The organism is Bradyrhizobium sp. BWA-3-5 (assembly GCF_032917985.1).
In the GTDB taxonomy this organism is placed as follows: Bacteria; Pseudomonadota; Alphaproteobacteria; order Rhizobiales; family Xanthobacteraceae; genus Bradyrhizobium.
Genome location: NZ_CP136626.1, coordinates 1,230,311 through 1,254,176 on the forward strand (window position 1 = coordinate 1,230,311; position 23,866 = coordinate 1,254,176).

At 62.9% G+C, this 23,866-nt stretch carries 29 protein-coding genes; 18 read left to right on the forward strand and 11 right to left on the reverse strand.

Annotated elements, in window-relative coordinates; translation table 11 throughout:
* The first annotated feature begins 345 nt into the window (after positions 1-345).
* The 4 genes from RX331_RS05850 (at position 346) to RX331_RS05865 (ending at position 4,123) form a co-directional block, all read left to right on the forward strand.
* Positions 346-609 (forward strand): hypothetical protein, encoded by a 264-nt coding sequence (locus tag RX331_RS05850; protein ID WP_317255678.1) that lies wholly within the window; start codon positions 346-348, stop codon positions 607-609.
* The gene (locus RX331_RS05855; RefSeq protein ID WP_317255679.1) at positions 596-1,579 is read left to right on the forward strand and encodes a hypothetical protein; all 984 of its coding nucleotides are present in this window, start codon (positions 596-598) and stop codon (positions 1,577-1,579) included. The genes RX331_RS05850 and RX331_RS05855 overlap by 14 nt, the downstream gene beginning before the upstream one ends.
* A gap of 202 nt (positions 1,580-1,781) precedes the next feature.
* The gene (locus tag RX331_RS05860; RefSeq protein ID WP_317258030.1) at positions 1,782-2,813 is read left to right on the forward strand and encodes a glycosyltransferase family 2 protein; all 1,032 of its coding nucleotides are present in this window, start codon (positions 1,782-1,784) and stop codon (positions 2,811-2,813) included.
* Positions 2,810-4,123: an O-antigen ligase family protein gene (locus RX331_RS05865; protein WP_317255680.1), complete on the forward strand. Its 1,314-nt coding sequence runs from the start codon at positions 2,810-2,812 to the stop codon at positions 4,121-4,123. Before RX331_RS05860 ends, RX331_RS05865 begins: the two co-directional genes overlap by 4 nt.
* A gap of 74 nt (positions 4,124-4,197) precedes the next feature.
* Here the strand turns inward: RX331_RS05865 and RX331_RS05870 are convergent, their stop codons facing one another.
* Positions 4,198-5,313, reverse strand: coding sequence for a hypothetical protein (locus RX331_RS05870; RefSeq protein ID WP_317255681.1), 1,116 nt, complete (start codon positions 5,311-5,313; stop codon positions 4,198-4,200).
* A gap of 233 nt (positions 5,314-5,546) precedes the next feature.
* On the opposite strand from RX331_RS05870, the gene RX331_RS05875 reads away from it, so the two are divergent.
* The 3 genes from RX331_RS05875 to RX331_RS05885 all read left to right on the forward strand — a co-directional run bounded on the left by RX331_RS05875 (position 5,547) and on the right by RX331_RS05885 (position 8,047).
* Positions 5,547-6,479 (forward strand): cupin-like domain-containing protein, encoded by a 933-nt coding sequence (locus RX331_RS05875; protein ID WP_317255682.1) that lies wholly within the window; start codon positions 5,547-5,549, stop codon positions 6,477-6,479.
* 11 nt (positions 6,480-6,490) lie between these two features.
* Entirely contained in the window at positions 6,491-7,675 is a 1,185-nt protein-coding gene (locus tag RX331_RS05880) for a GNAT family N-acetyltransferase (RefSeq protein WP_317255683.1), read from the forward strand.
* 177 nt (positions 7,676-7,852) lie between these two features.
* On the forward strand, positions 7,853-8,047 hold the full coding sequence (locus tag RX331_RS05885) for a hypothetical protein (RefSeq protein WP_317255685.1): 195 nt from the start codon (positions 7,853-7,855) through the stop codon (positions 8,045-8,047).
* 89 nt (positions 8,048-8,136) lie between these two features.
* On the opposite strand, the gene RX331_RS05890 is transcribed toward RX331_RS05885, so the two are convergent.
* From RX331_RS05890 to RX331_RS05905, 4 genes are all read right to left on the reverse strand, one after another.
* Entirely contained in the window at positions 8,137-9,084 is a 948-nt protein-coding gene (locus RX331_RS05890; protein ID WP_317255686.1) for a DUF5996 family protein, read from the reverse strand.
* Between the two features lie 148 nt (positions 9,085-9,232).
* Positions 9,233-9,832, reverse strand: coding sequence for an NAD(P)H:quinone oxidoreductase (gene wrbA / locus RX331_RS05895; protein WP_317255687.1), 600 nt, complete (start codon positions 9,830-9,832; stop codon positions 9,233-9,235).
* 103 nt (positions 9,833-9,935) lie between these two features.
* A complete protein-coding gene (locus tag RX331_RS05900) occupies positions 9,936-10,634 on the reverse strand; it encodes a pirin family protein (RefSeq protein WP_317255688.1) in 699 nt (232 codons plus the stop codon).
* Between the two features lie 29 nt (positions 10,635-10,663).
* Positions 10,664-11,416 carry an SDR family NAD(P)-dependent oxidoreductase gene (locus RX331_RS05905; protein WP_317255689.1) on the reverse strand — a complete coding sequence of 251 codons (753 nt, stop codon included), beginning with the start codon at positions 11,414-11,416 and terminating at the stop codon, positions 10,664-10,666.
* 116 nt (positions 11,417-11,532) lie between these two features.
* Between RX331_RS05905 and RX331_RS05910 the strand changes: the two genes are divergently transcribed.
* The 3 genes from RX331_RS05910 (at position 11,533) to RX331_RS05920 (ending at position 14,013) form a co-directional block, all read left to right on the forward strand.
* Positions 11,533-12,447, forward strand: a complete 915-nt coding sequence (locus RX331_RS05910) for a LysR family transcriptional regulator (RefSeq protein WP_317255690.1) — start codon at positions 11,533-11,535, stop codon at positions 12,445-12,447.
* Between the two features lie 88 nt (positions 12,448-12,535).
* Positions 12,536-13,525, forward strand: a complete 990-nt coding sequence (locus RX331_RS05915; RefSeq protein ID WP_317255691.1) for a tripartite tricarboxylate transporter substrate binding protein — start codon at positions 12,536-12,538, stop codon at positions 13,523-13,525.
* Positions 13,526-13,650: 125 nt separating this feature from the next.
* Entirely contained in the window at positions 13,651-14,013 is a 363-nt protein-coding gene (locus RX331_RS05920) for a hypothetical protein (RefSeq protein ID WP_317255692.1), read from the forward strand.
* On the opposite strand, the gene RX331_RS05925 is transcribed toward RX331_RS05920, so the two are convergent.
* The 4 genes from RX331_RS05925 to RX331_RS05940 are packed head-to-tail and all read right to left on the reverse strand — an operon-like array spanning position 14,010 to position 16,995.
* A complete protein-coding gene (locus RX331_RS05925; protein WP_317255693.1) occupies positions 14,010-14,492 on the reverse strand; it encodes a YbaK/EbsC family protein in 483 nt (160 codons plus the stop codon). The two genes, RX331_RS05920 and RX331_RS05925, sit on opposite strands and share 4 nt — an antisense overlap.
* Before the next feature lies 1 nt (position 14,493).
* Entirely contained in the window at positions 14,494-15,240 is a 747-nt protein-coding gene (locus RX331_RS05930; protein WP_317255694.1) for a haloacid dehalogenase type II, read from the reverse strand.
* Positions 15,237-16,073 carry a dienelactone hydrolase family protein gene (locus RX331_RS05935; protein WP_317255695.1) on the reverse strand — a complete coding sequence of 279 codons (837 nt, stop codon included), beginning with the start codon at positions 16,071-16,073 and terminating at the stop codon, positions 15,237-15,239. The genes RX331_RS05930 and RX331_RS05935 overlap by 4 nt, the downstream gene beginning before the upstream one ends.
* A 37-nt stretch (positions 16,074-16,110) precedes the next feature.
* Positions 16,111-16,995 carry an amidohydrolase family protein gene (locus tag RX331_RS05940; protein WP_317255696.1) on the reverse strand — a complete coding sequence of 295 codons (885 nt, stop codon included), beginning with the start codon at positions 16,993-16,995 and terminating at the stop codon, positions 16,111-16,113.
* 107 nt (positions 16,996-17,102) lie between these two features.
* Here RX331_RS05940 and RX331_RS05945 point away from each other — a divergent pair, with 107 nt between their 5' ends.
* The 5 genes from RX331_RS05945 (at position 17,103) to RX331_RS05965 (ending at position 19,608) form a co-directional block, all read left to right on the forward strand.
* The gene (locus RX331_RS05945) at positions 17,103-17,579 is read left to right on the forward strand and encodes a MaoC family dehydratase (RefSeq protein ID WP_317255697.1); all 477 of its coding nucleotides are present in this window, start codon (positions 17,103-17,105) and stop codon (positions 17,577-17,579) included.
* A 14-nt stretch (positions 17,580-17,593) separates the two neighbouring features.
* A complete protein-coding gene (locus RX331_RS05950) occupies positions 17,594-18,043 on the forward strand; it encodes a MaoC family dehydratase (protein WP_317255698.1) in 450 nt (149 codons plus the stop codon).
* Positions 18,044-18,342: 299 nt separating this feature from the next.
* Positions 18,343-18,468, forward strand: coding sequence for a type B 50S ribosomal protein L36 (gene ykgO, locus RX331_RS05955; protein WP_002718645.1), 126 nt, complete (start codon positions 18,343-18,345; stop codon positions 18,466-18,468).
* Positions 18,469-18,570: 102 nt separating this feature from the next.
* On the forward strand, positions 18,571-19,230 hold the full coding sequence (locus tag RX331_RS05960) for a tetratricopeptide repeat protein (RefSeq protein ID WP_317255699.1): 660 nt from the start codon (positions 18,571-18,573) through the stop codon (positions 19,228-19,230).
* Positions 19,231-19,329: 99 nt separating this feature from the next.
* A complete protein-coding gene (locus tag RX331_RS05965; protein WP_317255700.1) occupies positions 19,330-19,608 on the forward strand; it encodes a hypothetical protein in 279 nt (92 codons plus the stop codon).
* Positions 19,609-19,707: 99 nt separating this feature from the next.
* Here RX331_RS05965 and RX331_RS05970 read toward each other — a convergent pair whose 3' ends face one another.
* A complete protein-coding gene (locus RX331_RS05970) occupies positions 19,708-19,887 on the reverse strand; it encodes a hypothetical protein (protein ID WP_317255701.1) in 180 nt (59 codons plus the stop codon).
* 265 nt (positions 19,888-20,152) lie between these two features.
* Between RX331_RS05970 and RX331_RS05975 the strand changes: the two genes are divergently transcribed.
* Both RX331_RS05975 and RX331_RS05980 read left to right on the forward strand, forming a co-directional pair.
* Positions 20,153-21,115, forward strand: coding sequence for an alpha/beta hydrolase (locus RX331_RS05975; RefSeq protein ID WP_317255702.1), 963 nt, complete (start codon positions 20,153-20,155; stop codon positions 21,113-21,115).
* 119 nt (positions 21,116-21,234) lie between these two features.
* Positions 21,235-21,528 carry an antibiotic biosynthesis monooxygenase gene (locus RX331_RS05980; RefSeq protein ID WP_225678402.1) on the forward strand — a complete coding sequence of 98 codons (294 nt, stop codon included), beginning with the start codon at positions 21,235-21,237 and terminating at the stop codon, positions 21,526-21,528.
* Between the two features lie 212 nt (positions 21,529-21,740).
* Here the strand turns inward: RX331_RS05980 and cycA are convergent, their stop codons facing one another.
* Entirely contained in the window at positions 21,741-22,133 is a 393-nt protein-coding gene (gene cycA, locus RX331_RS05985) for a cytochrome c-550 CycA (protein ID WP_317255703.1), read from the reverse strand.
* A 239-nt stretch (positions 22,134-22,372) separates the two neighbouring features.
* Between cycA and RX331_RS05990 the strand changes: the two genes are divergently transcribed.
* Entirely contained in the window at positions 22,373-23,866 is a 1,494-nt protein-coding gene (locus tag RX331_RS05990) for an FAD-linked oxidase C-terminal domain-containing protein (RefSeq protein WP_317255704.1), read from the forward strand.

Sequence of the window (23,866 nt, forward strand, 5' to 3'; positions counted from 1 at the left end):
TAACGATACAGGCACTATTCATCTCGACGATCCGCCGAAGGGTGGTCGTTAACCGACGCAATCCTCCTGCGCGGCCAGTGGAGCAAGATCGGTGCCGAACCGATGCGCCACTTTTTGCGGTGCGTGGGCGTGGTTAACCCGTCGCTTTGCTGCAGTGCCTTGCGGATCATTCCCGATTGGTGGTGAAGCCTAGCGCTTCCGGCACATGCGGCCTGTCCGCGTTGTCCGCATATGCGACACGCAAGGGCAGCTCCGGCGCGGCGGTAACCATCGCGAACGCGACGTTGGGGCGTGTTCGCCGCGCCGGCCTCGATATTGCTGAGCCGATTGACGGAGTCGTCCACCGTGTCGACGCATGGATTGCCGATGTTAAATTTTCAACGGAATTTCCTTTCGCTGGGAGCACCCAGCGAGACACCAGATCTTTTTGATACAGCTACCCTGTCCGGCCTGTATCTTTTTGCGACGGCGCGGACCGGCCATCGCAGCGGCTTCCCGCTTCATGCCGATGCGGGCTATCTCACGGCCGAAGGCGCGATCGAGGTTGGACGAAGGCCGTCCGGTGCCTTTGCCCTCAAGCAAGAGAGGGCGGGCGATGTTTCGAACTGATCCGAGAAGGCGCCAAAGGCTGGGCCTGCGGCTCCTGCTGTTTGTGGCCGCCTTTGTCGTGACGGTGCTTCTGCTGGCGCATGTCGACGGCAATGCCGCCTCGCGCGGCGTCGTCACTCCGGCCAAATTCGCCGGCGCCTTCGTCAATTGGGGGCCAGTAGGACGCGAGCGTACGCTGCAGACATGGGAGAAATGGCTGAAGCAAAAGCCATCCTCGGTGCTCGGTGTCGACTTCTACGGCCAGGCGACATGGGAGGAGTTTTTCAAAATCGACTGGGTTCCGGGCATCTGGAAGAAGCTGAACCCTGCGCGCAACGTGGTGTGGTCGATCCCGCTGACCATGAAGGGCACGCCGCTCGCCGAAGTCGCCGAAGGACTGCACGATGCCGAGTTTGAAGCCGCCGCCCGCGCGATTTCGCAGGCGCATCCGCACGCGATCATCCGCCTCGGCTGGGAGATGAACCTGGCGGAGATGGCCTGGTTCGCCAAAGGATATGAGGCCGACTACATCAAGGCGTTCCGCCGCGTCGTCGAAATATTCCGCCGCTATTCGACAGATTTCAAATTCGACTGGTGTCCGGGATGGGGGCCGCAGGATGGCCCCGCGGATGCTAGCTATCCCGGCGATGACGTCGTCGATTACATCGGCCTCGACGTCTACGACTTCAAGCAGGAAGGCACGCCGGAGGAACGCTGGAATTCTTTCTACGTCAAGGCGCCGTTCGGCCTGGAATGGCACCGCGAGTTTGCGCGCCAGCACGGCAAGAAGATGAGCTACCCCGAATGGGGCGTCGGCAACGCCGGCGACAATCCCTTCTTCATTCAGAAGATGCATGACTGGTTCATGAACAACGAAGGCAGCATCGCCTACGCCGCATACTTCGACGTCAACGGCGCGTGGCCGACCCAGATCGACAACGGCCAGCTTCCGAACTCGCAAGCTTTGTTCCGCAAGCTGTTCAGCCGTTGATAACCCCGTCCGTTAACCGTCGCGGGAGTTCTTCGCTTCCCGCTCCGCCGCGGGACCGGATATTGCACCGCTCTGCGCGTTACATCCGCGGCAGCGGATCGCATCCGCAATGAACGACCTTAGCGAGACGGAAATGTCCCGGGATGACGCGGGTCATCCCGTTTCGGGACGATGAGACACATTCGTGAACGACCTTGGCGTCATGGCAGAGATTCCGACCCGCGACCACCCTGATAACACGCCCGATCCGGCGGTCCGGCCGCTCCGCGCGCTGGTGGCGGTCTCGAAGACGCTCGATCCCGCCATCGAAACAGTCATTTGCATTCCCTGTTTCCGCCGCCCCGATTACCTGCGTCGGACGCTGGAATCGCTCGCCGGCCAGCGCACCAGCCGCCGCTTCGCCGTCGTCATGGTGGAGAACGACGCCTCGAGGAGCGAGAGCGTTCCGGTTGCCACCGAGTACCTCACGTCGGGGAAGCTCACAGGGCTGTGTGTGATCGAGCCGCGCCAAGGCAATTGCTACGCGATCAACGCCGCGTTCGAGACGGCTCTGCAGACCTTTCCGGCAGCGACCAGCCTCTTGATGCTCGACGATGACGAGGTCGCCTCAAAGGACTGGCTAAAGCAGATGCTGCGGACGGCGGAAGCGACCGGCGCCGACATCGTCGGCGGGCCGGTCTTTCCTGAATTCGACGAGCAACGGAAGCGCGGCCTGCGGCGTCATCCGGCCTTTGCGCCGGCCTATGAGGCCTCGGGTCCGGTGCCGGTGATCTATGGCTGCGGCAACTGCCTGATCCGCCGCTCGGTATTCGAGCAGCTGGGCACCCCGGCATTCGACCTCCGCTTCAACTTCCTCGGCGGCGGCGATACCGATTTCTTCTACCGGTGCAAACGGCTCGGCATGCGCTTCCACTGGGTGGCGGAAGCCGCAATCAGCGAGACCGTGCCGCAGGGCCGTACCAGCCTGAGATGGCTGGTGACGCGGGGCCTGCGGATCGGCGCGATCAATTATCACGTTCAGCGCAAGGCAACGCCGACACGCTGGTTGCGGGCGAAGCTGACCGCCAAGCTGCTGGCGGCCTTGCCGTTGTCGCTGGTCTACGCCGTGCACGCGGTCCTCACCGAGCGCAAGGGGACCATTGCCATGCATCCGGTGACGGTTGCGATCGGCAGCGCGCTCGCGGCATTCGGCCTCGAACCGCAGCCCTACAAGGCCTCGAAGATCGTCTCATGAGCCAGCTCGTCGCCGTATCCGGACTACGCACCATCGCCGCCGGAATAGAGCGGCAGCAGGTAATGGATGTCGTTCGGGCTGCGACCTTTATCGGAACGCTGCTGCTCGGCTGGGTCACGCTGCATCCGTTCGAAAGCCTCGGCGATCTGCAGATCGGCGATGTCGGCGCCGGCAACGAGCTGATGACCTACGCGACGTTCGGCGCCCTGAGCCTCTTGACGCTGGCACTTGCCCTACGGAGTGACGCCAGGGGACTGGCGACGCTGCTGTCGCCGGCCTTTGTCCTGTTCGGCGCCTGGCTCCTGATCACGGTCGTGCTGTCGTTTGATCCGGCGACGTCGGTCAAGCGTCTTTCGCTCACCATCTGCGTCATCGCGGTGACTGCATCGATGATGCTGCTGCCGAAATCGCAGCATGAATTGATGCACTGGTTCGCGATCTCGGCGCTCGCATTGCTGGCGATCTGCTATCTCGGCATATTGCTGGCGCCGGATCTTTCGATCCACCTGGCGAGCGATCCGCAGGAGCCGGGCCTTGCCGGCAACTGGCGCGGCGCGTTCGGCCACAAGAACATGGCCGCGGCCGTCATGGTGATGGTGCTGTTCCTCGGCGTGTACGTCGTCAGCTCCGGCCTCTGGATTTCGGGGGGCGCGATCGTCGCCCTCGCCTCGCTGTTCCTGCTCTACTCGGCCGGCAAGAGCTCGCTCACGCTGTGCTTTGCGGTGCTGCTGCTGACGTCGATTACAGGATTTGTCCGCTCGTTCTGGCTGCGCGCCATCATCCTGCTGACGCCGCTGCTACTATTGAACCTGCTCAGCATCGGCGCCGTCATGTTCGAGGGCCTTGCGGGAATTTCCAAGCTGCTGCCGTTCGACTCGACCTTCACCGGCCGCACCGACATTTGGGCCTTTGCGCTGCAGTCGCTGCATGCACGGCTGCTCACCGGCTACGGCTTTGCGTCCTTCTGGGGCTCCAGCGCTATTCAGCACCTGCCGGAAGGCAAGGAGTGGGCCGGCTTCGCTGCGCACAGCCACAATGGCTATCTCGACACGGCGCTTGGCATGGGCGTGCCCGGGCTGCTGCTGCTCATCCTCGTGCTGGTGATCCTGCCGCTCAAAAACTTTCAGCGGGCGACCGAAGGCGGCAACAACGGCCCGCTGGCGATGGCGCTGCTGCGGATCTGGCTGTTCGGGCTCTATCTGTCGGCGATGGAGAGCTTCTTCCTCGACCGCTCCGATCCGATCTGGTTCACGTTCCTGCTGGCGGTGTTCGGCTTGCACTATCTGGCGCGGTTCCGGGCGGCAAACTAGTGGCCTGTCATTCCGGGATGGTCCGAAGGACCAGACCCGGAATCTCGAGATTCTCAGGTGCGGAGTTGCGCACCCTAGTTCGATGCTTGGCATCGCCCCGGAATGACGGCTGACACCGCCTCGGCCACATCCTTCCACCAGCCGTCGAAATCGAACGGCAGCGCGATCGGCGGCCGCTTCACCACCGCGGCGATCCGGTCCGCAAAGGCCTCGTTGTCCGCACCGCGCTCGACCAACACGATGGCGCCGCGGTTGATCAGCTCCTTGAATCGCGGATGATGGTCGAACTCTTCCCTTAGCGTGGGGCCGGCGACGATCAGGGGATGGCCGGATTGTACGCAAGTCAGAACGCTGGAGCGACGCGCGGTCAATCCTTCATCGAGCGGATAGCAGAACACGTCGATTTCGCTGAACAGGCCAAACACCTCGTGGCTGGCACCGACGAAGCCGGAGACGATCACATCCCCGGCAAGGTCGAGTTGTCGGGCGCGGGCATAAAATTCTTCCTCGACATTGTCGACGCCGCGGATGAAGGAGCCGATATAGACGAGCAGCGGGTTCAGTCCGCGTTGCTTCAGGATGGCGCCGATCTCGAGCAGCGCAGTCGGCTGCTTGCCGGGGTAGATCGAGCCGAAATGACCGATGATCAGACGTCCGTCGCCTTTCGCGGCGATGAGGCGATGCCGCAAGCTTGAATCCTGTATGCCGATCGGGGCCTCGATGTTCGGCGGCAGCGGCGCCAGCACGATCTTCTTGGCGGTCCAGCCGAGCAGGGGATCAGCCGCCAGTTCGCTCCGCACCAGCGGCGAGAACATGACGATGACATCGGCAAGCACCAGTGCCGGTATGTAGGTGATGCGGCGCAGCCAATGCAGCCCGTTCCACTCGTGCTGAACAAGAATGACCTTGCGCCGGCGCAGCCGCGCGATCGCGATTGCCGCGAGCGGGGTGAACATCACCCGCTTCCAGGCTACGATCGGAAAGTTGCAGATCACGCTTTGCGCCGACCCGACTGCGCGCCAGATGTCGCCGAGCGCGCCTTCCTTGCGCGTCAGGGTTAACGTCGAGCTGGCGCCGGGCTGCAGCTTCTCGATGGTTTCCTGCAACAGGCGGGTGAACTGGCCGACGCCGCAATGCATCTGCGGTCCCGCGCCGAGAAACAGCGCCCGATATCGGGTTTCTCCAGTCATCGTTGCGGCGGTGGGTTCCCAGAAACGGTCGGCGATAGCCATAGCTGCCAGACATTAGCTTCCGGTAAGCGGGTTTGTCCGCCCGGCATCGTTCTTGCCAATCCGGTCATGAAGTGCGTCCGTCCGTCTCATAACGGGACAGCGGACGGTAACGCAATGGCACCAACCCTTCGATTTCGGGACAGCCGGAATGGGCGGCAGGGCAGGCCATGAAAGTCTTTAGGAGCGCGGCAATGACGGGCAAGATCTTCAGCACATGGGATGAGACGCATTCCGAGCTTTGGAGCCATCAGCCGATCCGGCTCGAGCACCAGATGCACAAATCGCCTGCCTTCTCGATGGACGAGCTGGCCCGGCTCATCGAGAACTATCCGCGCGAGCATTACAGCCTGGTGAAAACAGGAGCCAAGGGCTCGAGCCGCCTCTGGCGCGAGGGCGATATTGGCACCCTCTCGGGACGTCAGGTCATCGAAGCGATTTCCCGCGGTGGCCTCTGGCTTAACATGCGCGACGTCGGCGCGGTCGACAGCCGCTTCCGCAAGATGATCGACAAGATGTTCGAGGAGATCGCCGCCAAGGTGCCGGGCTTCGTCGTGCCGAACCATCAGGCAGGCATTCTGGTCTCTTCGCCGGATGCGCAGGTCTATTACCATGCTGATCTGCCGGGGCAGGGACTGATTCAGATCTCGGGGCGCAAGCGGGTCTACGTCTATCCAAACACCGCGCCGTTCATCAAGCCGGAGCATCTCGAGGACATCGCGCTGTTCGACGTCGAGGTCGATCTGCCTTACGCGCCCTGGTACGAGGCGCATGCAGAAGTGTTCGACCTCGAGCCCGGCCAGATGCTGAACTGGCCGCTGAACGCGCCGCACCGTGTCGAAAATCTCGGCACCGTCAACATCTCCATGACGGTGTCCTACGGCAACGACGACATCCGCCGGGCCCAGATCGTTCATCTCGCCAACGGCCTGCTCCGCCATCGCTTCGGCTATACACCGAAGAGCCGCGCGCCGAAGGGACCGTCCTTCTTCGCCAAGAAGGTGCTGCAGAAGCTCGTGCGCGACAGCGCCTGGGTCAAGCGCGAGCGCAAGGCCCGCCGCGCCATCGATTTCCGCCTCGATGCCGCCGAGCCCGGCAAGATCGTCGATTTGCCCAAGGCGGCGTAACCGCAACAGCGATGTCGGTGCTGGCGACCAATGCGGGACTGTCGGCGCGGCCAGTGAGCCGCGCGGCGGGATTTCGTGTCGAGCTGCTGGGTGACTGGAAGCAGGCCATTGCGCGGTGGCGCGATGAAAGCCCATCGACGCCGTTCCAGCATCCGGAGTGGTATGACGCCTGGTACAGGGCTTTCGCCGGCGCCGAGGGCGTGGCGCCGCTGATCGCCGTGGTCACGGATGCATCCACCGGCGAGCCAGCGATGCTGCTGCCGTTGATCCGACGCCGGCAGGGCCGGATCGCCGTCATCGAATTCGCCGATCTCGATCTGACCGACTACAACGCGCCTTTCCTTGGGTCTGCCGCTCCACGCGATGCGACGGCGGTGCGCGAGCTCTGGCACAGCCTGCTGTCGGCGTTGCGCCGGACCCCCGACGCGGCTGATCTCGTCCGTTTTCGCAAGGTAGCAGTCGAGCTCGGCGGCAAACCCAATCCGCTGGCCTTGCTCGACACCGCCGGTTCGTGCGCGCTCAACGGCAACCTCGTCACCACGGGCGAGGATTACGACGCTTGGCGCTACACGCTGGAAAAGTCCGTGCGCAAGGAGCTGGAGCGGAGCTGGCGCGTGTTCACGCGCAATCCCGCCGCGTCCTTTGCGCTTCTTACCGATGCTGACCAAGCGCAGCAGATCCTCTCGACGACCGAGACGCAGCAGGGCACGCGGATGCGTAGCCTCGGGATGAACTACGTTCTCGATGATGCGAGCCGCGCGGCGTTCTACCGCAATCTCGTTCGCAACAGCGTCGGCAATGGTTACGTGCTGGTCTCGGCGCTCACGGTGGGCGACGAGGTCGTTGCAACGCTGCTCGGAATCAGGACCGGCTCACGCTATGTGATGATCCGCATCAGCAATGCCGGCGAGAAATGGTCGAACTGCTCGCCGGGCCGGCTGATCATCGAGCGCACGATGGCCGCTCTGCACAGGGACGGCGTGCGCGAGTTCGATTTCTCCGTCGGCAATTACGCCTACAAGCGCCGCTTCGGCGTGACGCCCTTGCCGCTGCTCGACATCAGCGTTGCATTGAGCTGGCGCGGATGGCCCTTTGCGTTGCGTGACCACGCGGTGGGTGTGCTGCGAAACCATCCGCAGCTCGATGCAAGGTTCCGACGCATGTTCGGTAAGGCATTGTCGCGCGAAGAAAATTGACGCATGGGGCTGTAGTTCCAAATGCGATGCAAAACTGTCACATATGCCGGGATTGTGGGGATGTTCTCCCTGTGTTCGCGAGAGTTCATGATTGCCTGCACGCTGCAGGCGTATGCTCGACATCGGGTTAGGGCTTACTTGTGAATGCCTTCTTGGGTGCATTTGGGGAGAGCCGACATGCCAGCCTACATCCATCACCAAGACGATATCGAGCCGGGGTTCATTATCTGTCCGAGTTGTGTGGGGCTTGAAATGTACGTGCGTGACGTCGAGCCGCATTGGAGCATGGCGAAGATCGACTTCACCTATGAATGCGCCGATTGCGGCGCCGAGGTCCGCCAGACCATCGTGAAGCCCGAACTGCGGCACTAGCTTGGGGGGCAATGGGCGCGCCGTGCCCACCTTCCCATCGCAATTCGGACGGGAATGGTGGGCACGCGCTGCCCGCGTTGCAAAGAGCTTCAAAGCTGACGCACCACACCCGGCCGGCCAGGATCGCACTCCAGCGCGGCGCGATGCCACTTTCCTGATATTGCGGCGGCCTCATAGGTGCTTTGCAGAAAATCGAGCAGCGCCTTGTCGGGATTATCAGCGTTGCGAACGGCATCATAGGGCAGGATGAACTCGCCTAGCGCTTCGCTGAAGAAGGCCGCCTCAGGTCGCACCCTCGTGGTCCGGAAATCCGGCGGCTCGGGATAGGCATAGGAATAGTACGCCGGATAATCGATCGCGCCGCCGCCCGGCCAGAAGCCGGCGCTGCTGACCTCGTGCGAATAGGCCTCATGCGCAACCGCGTCGGGCAAATGCGGCACGCCGCCGGGATGACGCGGCGCTGGCCGGCCGGAGAAACGCGTCACCGCGAGATCGAAACTGCCCCAGAAGAAATGCACCGGACTTGCCTTGCCGAGAAATCCGGTGCGGAATTGTTTGAAGACGCGATCGCTGTTGACGAGGATTTGCAGGAAGCGCCCGACGGCGTCGGGATCATAGGAAGCGTGCGCGACATCCTCGGAAAATTTTATCGGATCGGGTAATTCATTCGGCATCTCGTCGATCGCAACAGCAATGCCGAGCTCACCGAGCCCGGCAAGCGTGGCAGCATAGAAGCTTGCGACGGAATGACCCGGCAGCGCAAAGTGCCGCTGCGCGCCGTCGCTGGCTGAGATCCGCAAGCGATGATCGATGAAGTCGAAATCGATCTGGAACGTTCGCGTTCCGTCAGGCACCGGCGATGTCGTCAATCCGCGCGGCGTGACGTACAGCGTCACGTGCCAGGAATGATTGAGCCACGGCGACTTGGTCAGGCGAATTTTGCCGACGATCTGGGTCCAGAGCTGCAGCGTCGCACAGGTGTCGCGCCACGCCGCTTTGGGCAATTCAGACCAGGAAACTTGCGAATCGTTACTCATGCGAGAGCCTTCAGCGTTCCGATCCGGGCCGCCTAAGCCCTATCACGAATTCATCTGGTCTTTAAAAAGCCGTGCGTCACGATTTCGTGCAATTTTGAGACAGAGCGAAGGGACGGCATTCACCAGAGAGAATGCCGCCCTTGTCGCATCACCCATGCAGCTTGTTCGCGGTCTCCGCGATCACGCGGCCCTGATAGCGGGCGCCGGCGAGCTCGTTCTCGCTCGGCTGGCGGCTGCCGTCGCCGCCGGTGATCGTGGTGGCGCCGTAGGGTGCACCGCCGGTGACCTCGTCGAGCTTCATCTGGCCGGCAAAGCCGTAATTCAACCCGACAACCGTCATGCCGAAATGCAGCAGGTTGGTGATGATCGAGAACAGCGTGGTTTCCTGTCCGCCATGCTGGGTCGCGCTCGCGGTGAAGGCGCCGCCGACCTTGCCGTGCAACGCGCCCTTGGCCCAGAGCCCGCCGGCCTGGTCGAGGAAGTTCGCCATCTGCGAAGCCATCCGGCCAAAGCGCGTGCCGGTGCCGATCACGATCGCATCGTAATTGGCGAGATCCTCGATTTTCGCGATCGGCGCGGCTTGGTCGAGCTTGTAATACGAGGCCTTGGCGACGGCTTCCGGCACCAGCTCGGGCACACGCTTGACATCGACGGTAGCGCCGGCTTCGCGCGCACCTTGCGCAACCGCATTCGCCATCGCCTCGATATGGCCATAGGCGGAGTAATAGAGCACGAGCACTTTGGACATAGTGGTTTTCCTTTGGGGCTTGAGTATGTCGGTTGTTTTTTAGAAAGGGCGTCATGGCCGGCACAAGGCCGGGCATGACGCCTCCCGTGGGGTGAGGTCGGCGCTAAGCCGCGTCGACCAGAACCAGTTCAGAGTCTTCCAGCGCGGTGATCGTCAGCTTCGCCTCGTCGCGGATCGCGGCGCCGTCGCGGGCGTTGACACGCACGCCGTTGACCTCGACGCTGCCGGCCGCCGGCACCAGATAGAGATGACGCGCCTGGCGCGGCTCATACTTCGCACTCTCGCCTGCCTTCAGCGTGGTGGCGAGCACCCGCGCATCGGCACGGATCGGCAGTGCATCCTCATCGCCTGCGATGCCGCTCGCGATGGTGACGAGCTTGCCGGAGCGGTCCGCTTTCGGAAACGGCTTGGCGCCCCAGGTCGGCTGGCCGCCCGTCGTCTCAGGCTCGATCCAGATCTGAAAAATCTTCGTCTTCGACGGCTCCAGATTGTATTCGGAATGACGGATGCCGCTTCCGGCGCTCATCACCTGCACATCGCCGGCCTCGGTACGGCCCTTGTTGCCGAGCGAATCCTGGTGCGTGATCGCGCCTTCGCGGACATAGGTGATGATCTCCATGTTGGCATGGGGATGGGCGGGAAAGCCGGTGTTCGGCGCGATCTCGTCATCGTTCCACACCCGCAGCGCGCCGTGGCCCATATTGCTCGGGTCGTAATGGCTGCCGAAGGAGAAGTGATGCTTCGCCTTCAGCCAGCCGTGATCGGCGCCGCCGAGTTGGTTGAATGGTCTGAGTTCGATCATGGGATATTCCTTTCGTTTGGATCGTTGGATTACGCGCCGAAGCCGCCGTCGACGTTGAGCACCGTGCCGGTCACGAAGGAGGCTTCGGGGCTGGCGAGAAAGACCACGCCGGCGGCAATCTCCTCGGCGGTGCCGAAGCGCTGCAGCGCATGTTGCTTGCGCTGGGCGTCGGCGAATTCGCGGTCATCGTCCGGGTTCATGTCGGTGTTGATCGATCCCGGCTGCAGCACGTTGACTGTGATGCCGCGCGGCCCGAGGTCGCGTGAGGCGCCCTTGGAGTAGCCGACGATCGCAGCCTTGGTTGCCGCGTAGTCGGCAAGCCCCGGAAACGAGGCGCGGCTGGCAATGCCCGAGCCGATCGTGACGATGCGGCCGCCTTCGCCCATCAGCTTCGACGCAGTGCGGATCGCGGTGACGACGCCGTGCACGTTGATTTCCTCCTGACGTGCAAGTGCCGCGGTGTCGGCATTGGCATCATCGATCGGCCCACCGACCGCGACGCCCGCATTGTTGACGAGGATGTCGAGCCGGCCGAAATCCTTGGCGACGTTCTTGACGAGCTGGTCGACGTCAGCAGACGACGCCTGGTCGGCCTTGTACGCGCGGGCATTGACGCCCTTGGCTTTGAGTTCGGCGACGACGGCTTCGGCCTTGTCGGGGGAGGCGACATAGCTGATCGCAACGTTGGCACCTTCTTCCGCCAGAGCGCGTGCGCTTGCCGCGCCGATGCCGCGCGAACCGCCGGTGACGAGGGCTACCTTGCCTGAGAGCTTCTTGGTCATTGGATTTCTCCATCGCTTGAATTTCGATGGCCATTGGATATGCCGTCAGTCGTGGTATAGAAATAGAAACTATTGAAACTCATTGTTTCCAAATAGGAGCCTTGAAGGCGACCCGCATGTCGAAACTCCCTGATTTCGAGGCGCTGGCGATTTTTGCAAAAGTCGTGGAATTACGGTCGTTTGCCTCCGCCGCGAGCGAACTGGCGCTATCCAAGGCGACTGTCTCCAAGGCGGTCAGCCGGCTGGAGCAGCGGCTCGGCGCGCGGCTGTTCAATCGCACCTCGCGGCGGCTCGCGCTCACGGATGCCGGGCAGCGGCTCGCCGAGCGCGCCGCGCGCCTGCTCGCCGACGGCGAGGACGCCGAGAACGAAGCGCTGTCGCAATCGATGGCGCCGCGCGGCATGGTGCGGCTCGCAGTGCCCATGACATTCGGCGTCAAGGCGGTGGCGCCAATCCTGCCAGAGTTTCTTGCCGCCTATCCGGACGTCTCGATCGATCTTCACTTGAGCGATGCCACTGTCGACTTGATCGGCGAGGGGTTCGACGCCGGCCTCCGCATCGCGCGGCTGCCGGATTCATCCCTGATCGCGCGTCGGCTGTGCGGTATGCCGCGCTATACGGTGGCGGCGGCTTCCTATTTGAAGCGTTACGGCCGGCCGACGCATCCGATGCATCTCGCCCAGCACAAGTGCTTTGGGTACGCCTATCTCTCGACGCCCGGCGTCTGGCACTACACCAATGCGTCCGGTGAGCAGGCAAGCGTGCGCCCCGCAGGCCAGCTCCGCGTCAACAATGGCGAGGCGCTATTGCCGTCCGTGATCGCCGGCCTCGGCATTGCCGACCTCCCGGACTTCATCGTCGGCGACGCCGTCGCCTCCGGCGCGGTCGAGGTGATCTTGAAGGGCTGGCACCAGCCGGAAGGCGCCGTCCATCTCGTCACCCCACCCGGCGGCCCACGCCCCGCCCGCGTCGAGGTGCTCGCGGATTTTTTGGCTAGGCATTTCGCGAAAGCGAAGAAAAGGAGGGGCTAGGCGCGCTTTTTCACCGCGCGCTATCGCCACATGCGCTGTATCGGCTAGGCTGTCTCCAATAACGATAATAATCCGGGAGAGATTACCTATGAATCGCCGCGAACTCCTCAAAGCCGCCGCCGCGCTGCCGCTGGCGCACACCGCACTCTCCACCGCCGCGTCAGCGCAAACCCCATACCCCTCGCGCAACATCACCATGATCGTGCCGTTTCCGCCGGGCGGGCAGGCCGATCTCGCGGCGCGGCCTGTTGGGCAGGCGCTGGAGCGGATCCTCGGCAAGCCTGTGATCGTCGACAACCGCGCCGGCGGCGGTGGCGGATCGGTCGGCAATGCGGCGGCTGCGCGCGCCGAGCCTGACGGCCATACGCTGCTGATGACGCTGTCGTCGCTCGCCGTATTGCCCGAGGCCGACCGGCTGTTCGATCGTCCGGTGGCGTATGAGGTCTCGCAGTTCGCACCGATCGCGCGCGTGCTCGCCGATCCGACCTTGCTCGCAGTGCCGGCATCCGCGCCATGGAAGACGCTGCAGGAATTCGTTGACGATGCAAAAAAACGTCCCGGGCAGATTCCCTACGGCTCGTCCGGTCCGTACGGCACGCTGCACGTGGCGATGGAGATGTTTGCCGCGAGCGCCGGCATCAAGCTGCTGCATGTGCCGTTCCGCGGCGCGGGGCCGGCGCTTACCGCGCTCTTGAGCGGCACGGTGCAGGCGATGGCCTCAGCGCCGGGCACGCTGAAGGAGCAGGTCGATGCCGGCAAGATGCGCGTGCTCGCCAATTGGGGCGCGGAGCGCATCAAGAGCTTTCCCGATCTGCCGACCTTCAAGGAGTTGGGCTATAAGGATGTCGAGTTCTACATCTGGGCCGGACTGTTCGCGCAAAGCGCGCTGCCCGCGCCGATCATGACGCGGCTGCGCGAGGCGATGGCGGAAGCGGTGAAGGCGCCGGAAGTGGTCAAGACCTACGAGACCGCCGGTAGCCCGGTCGCCTATCTCGACGCGCCGGAGTTTGCCAAATTCGTTGCGGAGGATAGCGCACGGCTGGTTGCGGCGGTGAAGAAGATCGGCAAGGTCGAGTAGGGAACCCGGCTTCACATTTTTTTGTTCGCACCAACGTCGCGTGGCCGCATTCACTCGTCAGAATGAATGCCGCCACCGCGCGGTGTTCCGCGTCAACTCGAAATCGAAGAGAAAGGACGTCATCCATGCAAACGCAGCGGATTGTCCTCAGCCTTGCCGTTGCGATTGCCGGCATGGGCGCTATTTCCACCGCATCGTCGCAGGAATACCGCGGAACCTGGGAACAGCAGATGGCCTGCACGCCCGATGTGTGGCGGCTCTGCGGCGACCGGATCCCGGACGTCAGCCGCATCGTCGCCTGTCTGCGGCAGAACACGCCGCAGCTTTCGAGCAATTGCCGCGCGGTGTTCGAATCGAGCGCCGAGCAGCAGCAGGCCTATCGCGGGCCGCCGCTGCGTGGCGTGCAACAGACGCCGCGCGGTCGCGCGCCGCAGCAGATGCAGCCGGCGCCGCCGCAGCAGCGTCCGTACTTCGAGGAAGACGATTAGGCCGACGCTTCCGCCGGCCTAAGCTCGCAGACGTCGACCCATTCGGCGCCGGTCAATTGCGCTATGCGCTGCGGCGTGATCTTCACCGCGCTGTGGGTCGAACCCGCGGCCGGCACCACGATGTCGAACGCCTTCAGCGATACGTCGCAATAGACCGGCAGCGGCGTCTTCAGCCCGAATGGGCAGACGCCGCCCACTTCATGCCCGGTGATGTCAGCGACCTCGTCCAGCCCGAGCATCTTCGGCTTGCCGCCGAACAGCGCCTTCACCTTCTTGTTGTCCATCCGCGAGGTGCCAGCGGCCACGATCAGCACCACGCGATCGCCGACGCGCAAGGACAGCGTCTTGGCGATCCGCGCCGGCTCGACGCCATAGGCCTCGGCGGCCAGCGCGACGGTGGCAGAGCTCATCTCGGATTCAATCACGGCGATATCGGGCGCCTTCTCGGCGAAGAAGGCGCGAACGGAAGCAAGACTCATTTCAGGACCTTATGGCAGACACCAGCGTGGGAAGTTCGGCGAGGCCGTGGATGCGATGGTCCACCGCCACGCCGAGCTCGTCCATCTGGGTGCGCAATATCTTGAAAAACGTCAAGGGCGGCAGCGACTCGCTTTCGAGACAGGCCAGCGCCATTGCCTCGGGCGTCACCCGCTCGATCCAAGCGACATTGAGCCCGAATGCCTTGGCGCCGCAGACGTCCCAGGGATTGGAGGAGATGAACAGCACCTCGGCAGGCGGCACATGCAGCACCTCCTCGATCAGCGCATAGGCTTCAGGTGAGGGCTTGAAGATCTTTTTGGCATCGACGCTGATGACGGCATCGAGCAACTGGTCGAGCCCGCTGTTCTTCACCAACGCGTCAAGCATATCAGGGCTGCCATTTGAAAGGATCGCGAGCTTGCGATCCTTCATCGTCATCAACGCCGTCAGCACATCCGGATAGAGATCGAGATGCAGATATTTCTCGATGATGCGCACGAACGTCGCATCGTCATACTCCAGCCCTAGGCTGGCCAGCGTGTAGGCCAGCGCCTCACGCGTCACGACGGCAAAATTCTGGTAATGCCGCATCAGCGAGCGTAGCCAGCTATATTCGAGCTGCTTGATGCGCCAGACCTGGGTGATGATCTCGCCATAGCCCGGGAACGCGTCCTCGGTCACGTCAGCCACCGACTGGACGTCGTAGAGCGTGCCATAGGCATCGAAGACGACGGCATTGATGGTCATGGCTGCTTCTCTCTGTCACCGATGGTCGCCTGCAGGAATTTCCGCAAGGCATCGACGGATCGATCCCGCGCCGCCTCGTTGAATTCGAGGTGATGGCCTAGCATCTTCACTGGTGTAGCGAAGTTCGGCACGTCGAAATCATGATGGGCACCGGGATAGACCGTGATCTCGATCGGCACTCCCTTGCCTTTCTCGCGCGAGATACCCCAATCGTCCCGGCCTTCGGCGAGGTTGCGGCACTCTTTTGCCGGCGCCCAGTCGTCGAGCTCGCCGATCAGGATCAGCGTCGGCACCGTCATGTCGCCCTTGATGCCCGCGCAGAGCGGATAGAAGCCGATGGCCGCGCGGAATTTTTGCTCTGAGCTTCGTTCGAGCTCGCCGCGCTCGACCGACAGCAGGGCGAGCATGCCGCCTTGCGAAAATCCCACGACGGCCACGCGGCTGGGGTCGACCGACGATTGTCCGGCAAGGAAGTTCAGTGCGCGATAGGCATCGTGCAGCGTCGACGGCGGCAGTCCGCCGGTGCAGGCGCTCGTGATGCCCCGTGTCCCGAAGCGGTCGATGGCCAGCGTGACATAACCCCATTCCGCGAGCAGCTTGCCCCAGCGGGCGTCGATACCGCGCCAGGCGCCGCCGCAGCCATGCATCAGCACGACCGCAGGCGAGGGACCGGGTCCGTCGGGCAATCGCAAATAACCCTGCAGCGCCTGCGGGCCCGCCAGCGGGCTTTCGAATTCGACGAGGCGTGGCGGCGCATCGCCCGCAAGCGCCGCACTCACGCTTCCGGCCAGCAGCACGGCAATCAGGGCGGCAATTGCGGCGAAGTTCGTCATGGACCACCTCGCAAGCTTTGCCGCCGATGATACGCCCTTAAATGCCCAAAATCTTCCGCGCGTTGGCCTTCATCACCTTCGGCCTGATATCTTCGCGGATCTCGAGCTTGGCAAAATCGGCGAGCCAGCGGTCCGGCGTGATCACCGGCCAGTCTGAGCCGAACAGCATCTTGTCCTGCAAAATCGAGTTGATGTAACGGACCAAAATCGGCGGGAAATATTTCGGCGACCAGCCGGAGAGGTCGATATAGACGTTCGGCTTGTGGGTCGCGACTGACAGCGCCTCTTCCTGCCAGGGGAAGGAGGGATGCGCCAGGATGATCTTGAGGTCCGGGAAATCGGCCGCGACGTCGTCCATGTACATCGGGTTGGAATATTTCAGTCGCATCCCCATGCCGCCGGGCATGCCTGAGCCGACGCCGGTCTGCCCGGTGTGAAATAGCGCGATCGCGCCGCCCTCGTTGATCGCTTCATAGAGCGGATAGGCCATGCGATCGTTGGCGTAAAAGCCCTGCATGGTGGGATGAAATTTGAAGCCGCGGACGCCGTACTCCTCGATCAGCTTGCGCGCCTCGCGCACGCCGAGCTTGCCTTTGTGCGGATCGATCGAGACGAACGGGATCAGGACGTCGAGATGGTCCGACGCCACTTCCAGCATCTCGTAATTGTTGTAGCGGCGGAAACCGGTCTCGCGCTCAGCATCGACAGGGAAGATCACAGCCGCGATGTTCTTGGCGCGGTAATAGGCCGCGGTCTCCGGCACCGTCGGCGGATGCTTGTGCGGCGACTTGAAATATTCCGCCATGCGCTCCTGGAAATCGTCATAGCCGTCGTCGGCATGCAGGCCGCAGGGCTCCTCTGCATGGGTGTGGATGTCGATGGCTGTGACTTTCTCGATATCGGGCAGCTTGAGCTTGGGCATCCTGGTTTCCCGCCGGCTTGATTTTTGGGTCTGGAAAATTGATTATACTATATAACAAATTCCGCAAGGCGGCAGGAGCAAAAGGCGGAAAATAAGGGGAGTGCGGCATGGGAACAGCGCAGGCTTTCGAGACCGATTTCTGGAAGGATGCCAACTTAAGAAAGGTCTGGGACGACATCGTTCCCGGCGAGCCGCGCAAGACCATTCCTTACACGCTGACAAAAGAGGCGATCGAGTTGTACTGCAAGTCGGTCGGCGAAACCCATCCGCTCTATTTCGACGAGGTCTATGCCAGGACCACCCGCTATGGCGGCGTGATCGCGCCGCCTTCGATCCATATCTTGCTGATGTTTTCCTGTACGCCGGCGGACGACTGGATGCGCTCGCCGGGCACGGTGAATGCCGGGCAGTCCTGGAGCTACAATATTCCGGCGCGTCCGGGCGACATCATCACGCTTGAGGCCCGAGCGCTCGACAAGTTCATCAAGCGCGAACGGCTGTTCGTGGTGCACGACAATGTCTTCTTCAACCAGAACGGCGACGTAATCTGTTCCGGCCGCGGCTGGACGATTCGGCCGATATGAGCGGGGAGGGCGCCATGACGACGACGTTCGAAGAGCTCAGGGCGGGCGACGCCATCGATGGAACCGCCTTCGCGGTCAGCCGCGAAACCATCCGCCTGTTTTGCGATGCTTCGCTCGATTACAACCCGCTGCATCTCGACGACGACTACATGAAGGGGAGTTTCGGCAAGACTAATTTCGGCGGCATCATCATGCACGGCATGAACAATTTCGGGCTGATCTCGCGCATGATCACCGACTGGGCCTATCCGGCCGGCGCGATCCATCGCCGCCTGGAGACGCGCTGGGTCAAGCCGGTCAAGCCCGGCGACACCATCCAGCCTTCCGGAATCATCAAGGCCAAGCAGGTGAGCGAAAAATCCCGCTGGGTGTTGATCGACGTGGTCGTGAAGAACCAAGCCGGCGAAAAGGTCGCGACCGGGGAGGCCCTGGTCGAATTCCCGCGCGACCTATTTTGCCAGTAGCGCCAGCTTGGGCCGCTTCCGCGGCGTCATTCCGGGATGGTCCGAAGGACCAGGCCCGGGATTTCAAGATTCGGGTTCGATGCTTTGCATTCGCCCCGAAATGACGGCTATTTCTGAGGGGCCGGCAGGGCGAAAGGCCCGAAAACAGCCCTTCCGCATTGACATTCGGGGTCGCGCTGCTTAGAAACCGCCCCATCCCGGGCGGCCAGCCGCTTTTCGGGTTTAATCTCATTTTGCCACTTTCGGTTAGCTCAGCTACGGGCCTCCAGCACGGCCTTTCAAAGCATCAGGATCGTCCCATGAAAGTCCGTAACTCCTTGAAATCGCTGCGCGGGCGTCATCGCAACAACCGTCTGGTCCGCCGCAAGGGCCGGGTTTACGTGATCAACAAGGTGCAGCGGCGCTTCAAGGCCCGCCAAGGCTGATTGCAAGGGCGAGGCCCCGCCGCGCCGGCCCAATTTCACTTTTCACAGGTCTTTGACGAAGTGCTGCTTTGCGGCGCGGTTTTGCCCGTCTAGACTTGGTCCATGCTTGTGAGATTTCCGCTTCCCCGTAACTGCCGGATCGCGGTGCTTGCCGCGGTCATTGCCGCCGCCGTGCCGGCCGCCGCGTTCGCCCAGGACGACCCCCGGGTCATTCCTCCGCCAAAAGCCCAGAAGAAACTACCGGAAGCGCCGAGCAAGCTTCCCCAAGTCGGCGCCGACCGTACCCGCGGGTTGGATTTCCTCTTTGGCGCCCTCAAAGCCGCCCCGGATGAAGCCAGCGCCAAGCATGTCGAGGCGCGGATCTGGGCGCTGTGGATGAAAACCCCGAGCGATACGGCTGCGCTCTTGATGCTGCGCGCCAAGGCCGCGATGGACGCGCAGAAGGCCGATGTCGCGCTTAAGCTGCTCGATGCCGTAATCAAGCTGCGCCCTGACTATACCGAGGCATGGAACCGGCGGGCGACGCTGTATTACCTGAAGAACGACTACACTCGTTCGCTCGAGGACATCCGGCAGGTGCTGATCCGCGAACCCCGGCATTTTGGCGCCATGGCCGGGCTCGGCATGATCATGCAGGACATCGGCGACGAGAAGCGCGCGCTGGAAGCCTTCCGCAAGGCGCTGGCCGTCAATCCGCACCTGGAGAAGGTGCCGGAACTCGTCAAGAGCCTCACCGAAAAGGTCGAAGGCCGCGATATCTGATATTTCGCCGTTAACCGCGTTTTTCGACGGCGCACGTCGGGTCGGAACGTCGCGCGGCTGACGGGCTATGATTGGCTGACTGCGTGACAGGAGTGAGCCATGAAACCATTGCTGCTGGCCGCCGCGATGATCGTTGCGGGCGCAAGCTGCGCCTCGGCGCAAGGCGGCTACTGGGTGGTCGGCAACAGCGCCACCGGCAAATGCGAGATTGTCACGAGCAATCCAGTCATTAACGCCCAGGTCGGTGGAAATATCTGGTTCGGGACCGGGCCGTATCAATCGAACGATGACGCCAAGCGCGCACGTTCGACCATTCCTCAATGCCCGGCCGTTCCGGAACCTCCCGCAGGAGCGCCGGACGAACAGAAGCAGGAATAAGGCTGGTCCAAAGGTTTTCGAGCGAAGTAGACACCGCTTCGCGTGAAGAAAACGCGTCACAATCTTTAGCTTCGGCTCTGACTAGTTGGAGCCGATGCTCTAGTGTAGAGCGTTACTTCCGCGAGACATACCGTCGAGGCCGACCGCCGCGTAGAACTGCGCCAGTTCGGCTTCCAGCTTCTCATTTACCAGCAGCAGGGCCTTGAGTGCGCCGCGGATGTCGCCATCGCAACTCGCTACGATCTGGTCGATGGCGGCTTCGCTTGCGTCGGAAATCATGGGCAGTCCTCCAATGATACGCCTGGAACAACTTGTAGTGAGCGCCCCGGTTGCTGTGGATGTTGGGTAAAGTGCAGGTGCCCGACTAACCCCCTAATCAGGCACGCGCACAAATGGCGAAAGTGTCAGCGGCACTGTACAAATACGGCAATGACATCATTATGACCCCGCTATCCACAGCGCATGTCGTCTGTGGACAACCCCCGAAACCCGCGCCGGCCAGTTCCGTAGCTCTCTGGTGCGTAAAATCAGCCGGAAATCCTCGATGGTGGTGGTGATTGTGGTGACGGCGCTGGCAGTGCTGGCGCTGGTCACGCAAATTGGCGTTTTTCTGGCCGAGCGAGCCCATCCCGCCCAGGGCCGGATGGTCGAGGTGTCCGGTGGCGCCCTCCACGTCCTCGATATCGGGGCGCGCGATGCCGCCGGACCGCCGATTGTGATGCTCCACGGCGCGAGTTCCAATCTCGAGGTCATGCGGCAGCCGGCCGGAGAATTGCTCGGCCGCAAGCACCGGGTGATCCTGATCGACCGTCCCGGCCACGGCTGGAGCACCCGTGCTCGGCTCGAGGACTCCACGCCCGAGATCCAGGCCCGCATGGTGGAGGAGGCGCTGTCCAAGATCGACGTGACCAGCGCGATCTTTGTAGTGCATTCCTGGTCCGGCGCCCTGGGTGCGCGTATCGCGCTGGATTATCCGCAAGTCGTGGCGGGCCTCGTGATGCTGGCGCCGGTCGCCTACCCGTGGCCCGGCGGCGTCGGCCGCTACAACCGCCTGATCGCCACGCCGGTTATTGGCCCGCTATTCGCCTATACCATCACGCTGCCGCTCGGCCTGCTGCTGGTGGATTCCGGCAGTCGCGGCGTCTTCCTGCCGCAGACCATGCCGGATGGCTTTGTCAGGAATACCGCGACGCCGCTGTTGCTGCGGCCGCGCGAATTCATCGCCAACGCGCGCGATCTGGTGACGCTGAAGCAGGCGGTCGCCAAACAGGCGCCGCGTTATGCCGAGATCAAGGCGCCTGTCACCATCATCACCGGCGATGCCGACAAGACGGTGTCGACCGACCGGCATTCGCGCCCCTTTGCGGCGGCGGCACCGAATGTGAAGCTGATCGTGCTGCCCGGTGTCGGCCACATGATCCAGCAGACGGTTCCCGACCTCGTCATGGCCGAAGTCGAGGCGATGATCGCAGCGCTGCCGAGCGTCGAGGCTGCTGCGGCACATTAGGGCGGCGCGTCCGCCTCGGATGCGATACGATCACAGCGCGCGGGATTCCGCTGCTCGTTCCGCGAGGGATGAAGTCAAGGCAGTTGCGATATCGGGCAGCCGACCCAAGGGAGAGCGCCATGTATGCCGCCATTCGTCAGGGCAAGGCCAAGGCCGGCAAGGCCGAAGAGATCACACGCAGGATCAAGGAAGGCGCGATACCCGTCATCAGCGGGGTCGAAGGCTTCATGGGCTATTACGTGGTCTACGCGCCCGACGACACCGTGATCGCGATCAGCCTGTTCAACAATTTTGCCGCCGCCGAGGAATCCAACCGGCGCGCGCTGGCATGGATCGAACACGATCTCGCGCCGCTGCTGACCGGGCCCGCGACCGCAACCGCCGGCCCGGTGATCGTGCACACGCTGGCTTGAGGCAGCAGGTGATCACCCTCCCCTGGAGGGGCCCGAGACGAGCAAAGCTCGCTCGTGGGTCGCCGCGTAGCGGCGGGGTGGGGTGACGGTCCCTCCACACCCAACAGTACCCGAGTGGAGAGATCACCCCCGTCTTCACATTTCGCTGCGCTCTATGTGAGCCGACCCTCCCCCTCCAGGGCCCATCCAGGGGAGGGTAAGAAAACGCAGCCTTACTTCTGCTTGCCGTCCTTGTCGAACGAGGAGACATAGGCCCAGAGGTCGTTGGCTTCCTTCTCGTTCTTGATGCCGGCGAACACCATCTTGGTGCCGGGAATCTTCGCCTTGGGGTCCTTGATGTATTCGAGGAAGACGTCCTTGCCCCAGGTGATGCCCGAATTCTTGTTGGCATCCGAATAGTTATAGCCCGGCGCGGTGCCGGAGTGGCGGCCGTCGAGCCCGTTGAGCTCCGGGCCGACCTTGTTCTTGGCGCCTTCGCCGATCGCGTGGCAAGCCAGGCACTTGTTGAACGAGGTCTTGCCGGCGGCGGCGTCCTGCGCCATTGCGGCGGAGGCTGCGGTCATCGAGGTGAGGGCAACCAGCGCACTCAAAGTCAATTTCTTCATAGGATGCTCTTTGTCTCTTCCCTGAGGTTTGTCGGGGGCCATTGCTTGTGGCACGGGCCGCTTCGATTGGACAAGCCACGAAACCTTGACAGGTTTCACGGTCGTGGACTTGCCCGAGAGCGAACTTGCAGCCGTGCGGTATCCAACCATGGTGGCCTATCCAAAACAGGTCAGACGTGCTTGATTTGTCGTGATAAATCGATAAGGCGCGCCTTGAAGACGAGGCTTGGAGCACAGGTATGGCCATCATGATGCCGGCTGCGGATCAGGCGGTTCTGAGCCGACGCGGCGAAATCGTGGCCGCCCTGCGCGCGATCGTGCCGGGCGAGGGCGTGATCGATACGCCAGCCGAAATGCAGGTCTACGAATCGGACGGTCTTACCGCCTACCGGCAACCGCCAATGGTCGTGGTGCTGCCCGACACCACCGAGCAGGTCTCGCGGGTTCTGAAGTACTGTCATGAGCAAGGCATCAAGGTGGTGCCGCGCGGCTCAGGCACCTCGCTGTCCGGCGGCGCACTGCCGATCGCCGATGGCGTGCTGCTCGGCCTCGGCAAGTTCAAGCGTATCCGCGAGATCGATTTCGACAACCGCGTCGTGGTGACCGAGCCCGGCGTCACCAACCTTGCCATCAGCCAGGCGGTGGCGCATGCCGGCTTCTACTACGCGCCTGATCCGTCCTCGCAGATCGCCTGCTCGATCGGCGGCAATGTCGCTGAAAATTCCGGCGGCGTGCACTGCCTGAAATACGGCATGACCACCAATAACGTGCTCGGCTGCGAGATCGTGCTAATGTCCGGCGAGATCCTGTGCATCGGCGGCAAGGCGGCGGAAAATTCCGGCTACGACCTGATGGGCATCATCACCGGTTCGGAAGGGCTGCTCGGCGTCATCACCGAGATCACCGTGCGCATTCTGCAGAAGCCGGAGACGGCGCGCGCGCTGATGGTCGGCTTCGCCGAGGTCGAGGCCGCCGGTGAATGCGTGGCGCGGATCATCGGCGCCGGCATCATTCCGGGCGGCATGGAGATGATGGACAAGCCCGCAATCCACGCCGCCGAAGCTTTTGTGCACGCCGGCTATCCGCTCGACGTCGAGGCGCTGCTGATCATCGAGCTCGATGGCCCCGGCGTCGAGGTCGATGAACTGATCAAGCGTGTCGAGGCGATCGCGCAGGGCTGCGGCTCGACCACCTGCCAGATTTCGACCTCCGAGACCGAGCGCAATCTATTTTGGGCCGGGCGCAAGGCAGCGTTTCCCGCGGTGGGCCGGATCTCGCCCGACTATCTCTGCATGGACGGCACGATTCCGCGCGGCGCGCTGCCGAAGGCCTTGGCGCGCATCCGCGACCTCTCGGAAAAATATCAGCTTGGCGTCGCCAACGTGTTTCATGCCGGCGACGGCAATCTGCATCCTCTGATCCTCTATGACGCCAACAAGCCAGGCGAGATCGAACGCGCCGAAGCGTTCGGCGCCGACATCCTGCGCGCCTGCGTCGAGTTCGGCGGCGTGCTGACCGGCGAGCATGGCGTCGGTATCGAGAAGCGCGATTTGATGCCGGAGATGTTCTCGGAAATCGACCTCAACCAGCAGCAGCGCCTGAAATGCGCCTTCGACGCGCAGGGCCTGCTCAATCCCGGCAAGGTGTTCCCGACGCTGCACCGCTGCGCCGAACTCGGCCGCATGCACGTCCACGCCGGCAAGCTGGCGTTTCCGGATTTGCCGAGGTTTTAG